The organism is Bacteroidota bacterium (assembly GCA_034723125.1).
GTDB lineage: Bacteria > Bacteroidota > Bacteroidia > CAILMK01 > JAAYUY01 > JAYEOP01.
This window is the reverse complement of the sequence record JAYEOP010000469.1, coordinates 1-8,825: the sequence shown is the minus strand read 5'-3', so window position 1 is coordinate 8,825 and position 8,825 is coordinate 1. Positions and strand designations below refer to the sequence as shown.

The following is an 8,825-nucleotide window of genomic DNA, read 5'->3' as shown; positions in this document are numbered from 1 at the left end:
GTTGCAGAGTTTTATTTAAAAATTACATTTACTCAAGGTAATACTTCGTTATATGGTTTAGAGTTTTCAGCAAATGGTAAATATTTGTATGTTGGAAATTTTAGTCATTCTAATCCTGGTATATTTCAATATGATTTAAGTTCAGGTGATTCGGCTACAATACTTCAATCAAAATATTTTTTTTCAACACGTGAAGACGATCATGATATTAATCAAATTGGTGCATTATCTATGGGACCAGATGGGAAAATTTACTTTGTACAAACACATTCCTGTTATGAGAATTATGTAAGTTGTATTCCATATCCAAACTTACCTGCACCGGATTGTGGATTATTTGAAAAAATAATTAAACTGGCACCAGGGACTAAAACACAATTGGGTTTACCTAATGTTTCACAAGCTATTTATGACAAACCCGATATTTCTGTTTTTGGTAAATGCGTACCAGGTGATTTTACTTTTATAGCAAATATTTGTGGTGAAGATTCTTTACACTGGTACATTGAAGATTCACTACTAAAAAACTCAACGGATAAAACTATTGAAACAAAAATAAATAGTAGTGGAAATAAAATCATTAAAGCAATTGTTTTTTACTCCAATAGTGCAGATACTTTATTAATTAATTATAATTTTCTTGATTTTCCAAAAATGGAATTGCCAAAGGATACAGTTTTATGTCCGGATAAAGAAATAATAATTAAAGCCAAAACAGATGCAAACAAAATTATTTGGTCAAATGGTGAAACTACAAAATCAATAAGCATTAGTTCAGCGGGAAAATATTTTGCTACAGCCATAAACACAATAGGATGTAAAACAATGGATTCCATATTTATTAAAGGAATTGAAAAACCAGAGTTTTATTTTAGTGTCAAAGCATTTTGTGAAGATTCACCTGCTATTGTAAAAGTACTACCGTTAAATCTTAATGAAAAATATGAGCTTATTTGGTCAAATGGAGAAAAAGATAGCATGTATTCATATTACTATTCAGAAGGTTTTGAATATTTAACTTTAATTGACACAAACAATTGTGAGTTTACAGATTCATTTTTCGTAAATGAAAAATGTCCATCTACACTTTTTATTCCTAACGCTTTTTCTCCTAACGGAGACGGACTGAATGAAAAATTTGAAGTTGCTGGTTCTTTCATTGTTGATTTTCAAATTCAAATATACAATCGCTGGGGTGAAAAGATTTTTGAGTCACAAGACATTAACAACAGTTGGAACGGAAAATTTAAAGGAGAAAAAGTTCCTCTTGGAATTTATTACTATCAAATTTTTGCAAAAGGAATAATGGGAAAAGAAATAAAAAGAAGTGGCATGATAACAGTTGTTAGGTAATAATTGGCAATCTCAAACTTTTTAGCAAAGAAGTCCGCAGTCGGCAGTCGGCAGTCAAATTTTGAATAAACAAAAAGAAGTACTTAAAGTTATGTGTTACGAATAATCAGATAAACAAATCACCAAATAAACAAAACCTGTCCGTATGGATAAACAACTCCTACAACAACCCATAAAACCGTCATTGTGAGAGAGGTACGACCGCGACAATCTCGGGCTTTTTAGCAGAGGTAGTCAAAAACAGTCCTCAGTCAGCAGTAGGCAGTAGGCAGTCTCCAGCCAGCAGTCAAATTCCAAATAAACAAATCAACAGATAAACAAATAAACAATTCTTTCATCAGATTGCTTCAGTCATACTTCCTTCGCAATGACGGTATCTTGGAGCTTACAACAACTTAATGACAATTAAATGACAGCGAAGCAAATGACCACTAAATGACTATTGAAACAAATAAACAAATCACCAAAACTTGCGACACGAAGTTAGCTCGTATGAGTCCGTATGGATAAACAATTCTTCTTTGCGTTCTTTGCGTCTTTGCGTGAAAATATAAACAAATCAGTCCTCAGTCCTCAGTTCTCAGTCTTCAGTCAACAGTTCGCAGTCAAATTCCAAATAAACAACTTAATGACAATTAAATGACAGCGAAGCAAATGACCACTAAATGAATTGAAACAAATAAACAAATCACCAAAACCTGCGACACGAAGTTAGCTCGTATGAGTCCGTATGGATAAACAATTCTTCTTTGTCAATTTATCACTCACCTCACAGGTAATTGCCTAAAATACTCTTTAACTTTTATCCTATAATAAGGGTTAAGCGTTGGTGGTACGGTACGTAACAATTCTATTTCTTTAAGTTTTTCTTTGTTATATTCTTCCAGTGAAGGTGGGTTTCTTTTAAAAATATCTGCTGCGGTTCTTGATTTTCTTTTCTTTTCTCGTCCTTGTTCTTTTTCTGCTTTTTCTGCTTCTAACAGTTTGATTGTAATTTGTTTCTGTCGTCTTATTGTTTCAGCATTTATTCTTTTATTAACAAGGTCTTTTTCAGTTTCTTCCATCAACTCTTGTATTTCATTAAGCTTAGCTCCGGGGTCATTTCCATTCTTTTTATTTTCCATTTCTATTTGCCGCAATTGATTTCGCAACTTCTCTTGTTTTGCAGCCATTTGAGCAATTCTTTTACTCATACCTCCTTGCCCCGGCTTCTGTCCATTCTTTAAGTCTTTTATCTGTTGATTTAATTGCTCTTGTAATTTCCGCAACCCCTTAATTCCTGACTTTGGACTTTTACCCTTCTTTGGATTATTGCACATCTTTGTTCCCGAGCCCTTCATCGACATTTGACTTTGCATACTTTTTAACACCTCACTAAGCATCACGGCAATATTATTTACTGAGGTCATCACATATTGTTGATTTTTTCTAACCTCAGGAATATTTCTATCGGCAAAATATCCAATGGTTTTATCCATATTAAAGTTTAGATTATTCAACTCTCTGTTTATGTAATTTTTTATCTGTGGTACTCTTTTGCTTAATGCAAACAAACTATCCTCAATCATTTTTGCTTCATCATTTAATTTTCGTTGTCGTTGTGCAAGCTCAACATACTGAGGATTGTAAGTGTTTATTTTTTTTAATTCTTCTATCAGTTTTTCTTGTTCAAATGAAAGATGTATCAGGTTTTCAACTATTTGACGTAATTTTTTATAATTAATTTTCATCGCACTCATCTTCATTTTCATATTCATAGCTGCCATCTTTTTTGATAGGTCTTTCATCTTTTTTGCAGCATTACGTTGATTCTGTGATGACTTTTTCTTTTTATTATTTTGTAAATTTTTTAAGCTCTCGCTCTGTTGCTGTTCAATATCTTTTTGCTCTGGTTTAAAATCATCAAGATTGTGCGAATTTTCTAATTCTTTGTTCAGTTTTTCCAATTCTTTAAAGTCCTGTTCAATATCTTTAAAATCTTCATTCAATCTATTTTGCTTTTTTTCAAGATCTTCTTGATTAGATTTTTTCTCATCAGTTTTGTCTGCAAGTTCTTCCTGTTTTTCTGCAAGTTCATCTAACTTCTCAATCAGTTCATCGGTTTTTTGTTCAAATTCAAATTGCTTAAACATTTCTAACATGCGATCCAATTCCTTTTCCATGTCCTTTGTACTCATCTCCATATTTTCCATCTCCTCCTGAATCTCATCCTTCATATTTTTCTTCAATAGTTCATCAAGCTCTTCATACAGTTTTTTTAATTCTTCTGGTATCACTTTTTCAAACATTTCGAAAAGCTGTTCGTACTTCTCCATCATTTCATCACTTATCTTTTTATACTCATCAGTAGTAGAAACATTTTCTTTGTATTTCTCTTTGAGTTTATCAATCTGCGATTTAAGGTCTTTTTGCTTTTGCAAAACATCCTCAATATATTTTTTATCCTCCCATTTAAGAGTTTTGTTTTCCAATAATTTTTTTCGTGCTTCTTTTAATTCTTCCTGAATTTCCTTAGTTTTTCTAAAAGCATCTTTCATCCCCGACTTTAATTCTGAAGACATTTTATCGGTTTTTTCATCTATTTCTTTCATCGATGGTGCTTCATAAAAAAACCTTTGAGACATTGTTGATTTATGACCATTAACGCCATCATTATCCCATACTTCAAAATAATATTCAAGTACATCTCCTGCTGAAATAGATAATTTATTTAGATCGAAAGAATAAATGAAATTTTGATAATTTTTTCCACTGATAACAGTAATTTTTGTTGAATATTTTTTTCCGATTTTCAAACTATCTTCACTTTTTTTATACCTATAATTAAAAGTTAATTTAGACAAACCATAATCATCAGAAATTTCTCCACTAAAAAACATGTATTTGGAAATAAGTGAGTCTTCTTTTTTATCAACCTGAATTTGCGGATATACATCAGGAATAATATTTATGTAATAAATTATGGAATCTTTACTATCCATAAACTTATTAGAAGTTTTTACTGAATAAAAATTATTTGTTAAAAAGCGTTTAGAGTATGAAAAAATATTTTCAGCATTTCTTTTTAAATTGATCTGCTCTCTTTCAAAACCCAATAATAACTTTTCAGTTTCTTCGGTAAAAAATTTCCAATAGACTTTTGTTCCGGTCGGTATTGTAAGATCTCCAACATTAATAATTTCCTCTGTTTTTTTGCCAAGATAATTCGGATAATCCAGCCTTATTGTAAATTTTCTTAGCAAGGGTTTTGGTAACACAATCACTTTATAGCTATTTGAATAATACGAACCACTTGAAAACTTGAACTCAAAATTCGAGCGAACATTTTTGATATTGTATTCAAAAACATTGTTTCTTTGCCTATCCATAACAAAACTACTACCGTCAATTTCAATGTTTACTTTTGAGGGAAGGCTGTGTCCGTCAACTTCTAAACTTACCATAAAATCTTCATTTCTAACTGTAGCAAGACTGTCGTTCAATAAAATAAATTTAAAAGGAAGCTCTTTAGCATAATAAATTTTATGATCTATCAATCGGTTTGTACTTTCCGTTAAAACTTGAGGAGCACCGAAAATAAATATTAAAAGAACAACTATTGGAATAATCAAATACTTTAAATATTTACGATTTTCCAAAATATTAATAGCTGTATTAAATGAAATCGGCTTAAGATTTTCAATTTTTTGATTAATACTAAATTCTATAATTTGCTTATTTTCAGGATGCAAATCCAGCATCTCTCTCAACTGAAGAGTATTTGTTAATTTGTCGTTAACATTTTCAAAATGAGCACCTATTATTTGAGATGCTTGCTTGTGAGAAATTATTTTTCCTAATTTAAATAACTGAAAAACAGGGATAAAAATATATAGTATTAAAATAAATATGTTTACAAATAAGTAAGTATAAAAAAGAATGCTACGAAGCAAAGTGCCAAAATGTCCAAAATATTCAAGAATATTGACAAGCAAAAAAGAGATTAACATTATGCTTAAAACTAATATTATCCCTTTAATAATTTTATTTTTGTAAAATTTTCTAATAAAATCATCAAGTTTTTTTATCAAAAGATTGTAGTTAGCTGTATTTTCTTTACTTTTTAGCATTAAATTTTTTAAAATAGAGAGGAATTTGAAGTATCAAATACTATGCAAAGAAAATACCTTAAGCTTGATTTAACAAGACAAAATTTCACATTATTTAAAAGGCACTATCTTTGATAAATTTGCAGAAAATAAAAAAATAAAAAAATGTTAGAAATTGATGTAAACTGGAAAGATAAAATGGCATTTGATACTGAGCTTAACGGACATTCAATAACAATTGATGCAGAAGCAAATGTTGGTGGAGAAGACAAAGGACCACGACCAAAGCCTTTGATGTTAATTGCTCTGGGAGGCTGTACTGCAATGGATGTAATTTCAATTCTTAAAAAAATGCGTGTAGAACCTGACAAATTTAACGTAAAAGTTCAAGCAGAAGAAACAAATGAACATCCTAAGCATTTTAGCAAATTTCATATAACTTATCAATTTTGGGGTAAAGATCTTCCAATGGCTAAAATTGAGAAAGCTGTTAAACTTTCAGAAGAAAGATATTGTGGAGTTACATTAATGTTAAATAAAGCTGCTGAAATAACAAACGAAATTCAAATAATGAATTAAATTTAAATTGCATTTTTTTAAGAATTCTATTTTAAATTTGCAAATTGATAATAAATTCCTTTTTTATGAATTATAATTCACGAATAAACGATTTCATTTTAAAATTTACCAAAAGTAATAACATAATTTACAAGCTTATTCTAATTAATGTTATTTTCTTTGTAATTGTTGGAATTGTTCGACTCGGATTTTTTCTATCTACAGGAGAAACTTACTCAAACGGATATTTACAATTTTGGAATAATCTTTCATTATCTGCCGACAGCTCTACAACCGTAACAAAACCATGGACACTAATAACTTATATGTTTATGCACAGTGGATTTTTTCATATTTTTTGGAATATGGTAATCTTGTATTGGTTTGGTTCAATTTTTAGAGAATACCAGAACGATGAAAAAGTATTAAGTACTTATATTTTAGGTGGTCTTACAGGTGGAATTTTTTATCTCATTATATATCAATTTATTCCCTTCCTTGGAGATAAAGCACCATTACTTGGGATGGTTGGTGCCTCGGCAAGTGTTTTAGCAATACTTGTTGCTGCTGCAACACTAACTCCCAATTATTCAATAAACCTTCTATTTATTGGAGCTGTAAAACTCAAATATATTGCAATAGCATTGATTGTTATTGACATAATCAGCTTTCCCGAAGGCAACTATGGTGGACATATTGCACATCTTGGAGGTGCTCTCTACGGTTTTATTTTTGTAAGACAATTGCAAAAAGGAAAAGATATTGGTTCTTGGATTAACAAACTGCTTTTTTCGATAAAGGAAGCATTTAAATCTCAAAAGAAAACAAAGTTTAAAACATATAAAGGAAACGGTAAAAAGGAACAAAGTAAGCCAAAATCAACAGCCCGGAATATTGCCGACCAAAAAGAAATTGACGATATACTTGACAAAATATCACAATCAGGCTATGACAGTCTTTCTGAAAAGGAAAAAGAAAGGCTTTTTGATGCAAGTAAGAAATAGTTAAAGGGAGGTTCTTTAAATACTTTTCGGTTAATAGAGTGGGTAGTTTTCGGATAATACATACATATTAAATTCATAAATTGAGCTAATAGCAAATTAGCAACATAAATTATTTTCACAAATTCTACACACATAATCGAGTTAATGTCGATTATGTGTGTAATTTTTACTATATTTGCATTTCAATTAATATAAGAATATTTTAACTATGAATGATTTACAACAATATGGTATAATTCCAATTGACTATAAAACAATTGCTAGCAAATTATCAACCTATAAATCACCACGAGATAAAATTAGTAAGCTTGAAAAATCGGGTTATTTAATTCGATTAAAGAAAGGTTCGTACATAGTTTCACCTGATATTACAAGTCAAGCCATATCAAAAGAACTTATTGCTAACCATCTGTATGGTCCATCTTATGTTTCTCTTGAAAATGCATTATCATTTTATGGATTAATACCTGAACGTGTTTACAGCATAAGGTCAATTACAACAAAACGAAGTAAAAATTTTAATACTCCATTAGGGGAATTTGAATACATATCTGTTCCTGAGAATTATTTTCCTTTAGGAATAATACAAAAAATTATTAAAAATTCTCATACTTATCTAATAGCAAGCCCTGAAAAAGCACTCTGTGATTTAATTATTACTAAATCTGGAATTCGTTTACAATCGATAAAGGCTGTAAGGGAATTTTTATTTCAAGATTTACGTATTGATTTCGACTTTGTTAAAAAATGGGATATGACAATTATTGATGAATGTATTAAGTATGGATATAAAAAAACAGAATTAAAATTTCTCAGTAAATTTATTCATGATGAGTACAATATTTGATCAAATGCTATCTCGTTACGAGATAAAAACAACGGATAATAAGCACAATGCATTACATGAGGTAATGCAACAAATAACGTTGGCTGCACTTTACAGAGCAGGCTTTTTTGCTAAAGCTACTTTTTATGGAGGCACTTGCTTAAGAATTTTTCATAATCTGCCCAGATTTTCCGAGGATATGGACTTTTCCCTTCTCAAGAAAAATGATAAGTTCTCACTTGAAAAGTATTTTGATGCTATCATTAAAGAATTTAAAGCACACGGAAGAGAAGTTGTTATTCGCAAAAAAACTAAAATTTCGAATACATATATTGAATCAGCTTTTTTAAAGGATAATTCTGAAATTTATAATATTAAATTTCAAACCCAGCGTTCCATAAAAATCAAAATTGAAATTGACACAAATCCACCTTTAGGTTTTAATACCGAACATAATCTTTTAATGTTGCCATTTTCTTTTATGACGCATTGTTTTACAATACCCTCTCTGTTTGCAGGTAAGATGCATGCTTTTTTATTCAGAAATTGGAGAAATAGAGTAAAAGGTCGCGATTGGTATGATTTGGAATGGTATGTCCGTAACCAACATCCATTAAATTTTATTCACTTAAAGGAACGTTGTGTTCAGAGTGGGTATATAGGTAAAGCTAATTTTACACATCAAGTCTTTACAAAACTTTTGAAAGAGAGAATTATAAAAACCAATATCGAAATGGTAAAAGCAGATGTAAAACCTTTTATTCAAAACGCAGATGAGCTCTCAATTTGGTCAACTGATTATTTCCTTAAATTAGTTGATTTAATCAAATATGAATAAAAATCCTAAAATTCCAAATGACTAAAGTTGGCAGTCAAGCATAGTCAAAAAATATAACAAGAACTCACAATAATATTTTTATTTGCACAATAATTTAAAGTAATATCTAAAAAAACGAACGCTCTCAAATACAATTCTTAGAAAAAGTTCGATTGATT

The 8,825-nt window shown here is 29.9% G+C and carries 6 protein-coding genes; 5 read left to right on the top strand and 1 reads right to left on the bottom strand.

Annotated features, from left to right (window positions below):
* Positions 1-1,353 (top strand): gliding motility-associated C-terminal domain-containing protein (locus U9R42_12150; protein MEA3496769.1); only part of this gene is annotated, 1,353 nt, incomplete at its 5' end.
* 764 nt (positions 1,354-2,117) lie between these two features.
* On the opposite strand, the gene U9R42_12145 is transcribed toward U9R42_12150, so the two are convergent.
* Positions 2,118-5,462 carry a DUF4175 family protein gene (locus tag U9R42_12145; GenBank protein ID MEA3496768.1) on the bottom strand — a complete coding sequence of 1,115 codons (3,345 nt, stop codon included), beginning with the start codon at positions 5,460-5,462 and terminating at the stop codon, positions 2,118-2,120.
* A 144-nt stretch (positions 5,463-5,606) separates the two neighbouring features.
* On the opposite strand from U9R42_12145, the gene U9R42_12140 reads away from it, so the two are divergent.
* The 4 genes from U9R42_12140 to U9R42_12125 all read left to right on the top strand — a co-directional run bounded on the left by U9R42_12140 (position 5,607) and on the right by U9R42_12125 (position 8,667).
* Positions 5,607-6,020, top strand: a complete 414-nt coding sequence (locus U9R42_12140) for an OsmC family protein (GenBank protein ID MEA3496767.1) — start codon at positions 5,607-5,609, stop codon at positions 6,018-6,020.
* A 65-nt stretch (positions 6,021-6,085) separates the two neighbouring features.
* The gene (locus U9R42_12135; GenBank protein MEA3496766.1) at positions 6,086-7,003 is read left to right on the top strand and encodes a rhomboid family intramembrane serine protease; all 918 of its coding nucleotides are present in this window, start codon (positions 6,086-6,088) and stop codon (positions 7,001-7,003) included.
* 208 nt (positions 7,004-7,211) lie between these two features.
* Positions 7,212-7,850 (top strand): hypothetical protein, encoded by a 639-nt coding sequence (locus tag U9R42_12130; GenBank protein ID MEA3496765.1) that lies wholly within the window; start codon positions 7,212-7,214, stop codon positions 7,848-7,850.
* Positions 7,831-8,667 (top strand): nucleotidyl transferase AbiEii/AbiGii toxin family protein, encoded by an 837-nt coding sequence (locus U9R42_12125; GenBank protein ID MEA3496764.1) that lies wholly within the window; start codon positions 7,831-7,833, stop codon positions 8,665-8,667. The genes U9R42_12130 and U9R42_12125 overlap by 20 nt, the downstream gene beginning before the upstream one ends.
* Positions 8,668-8,825: the final 158 nt, after the last annotated feature.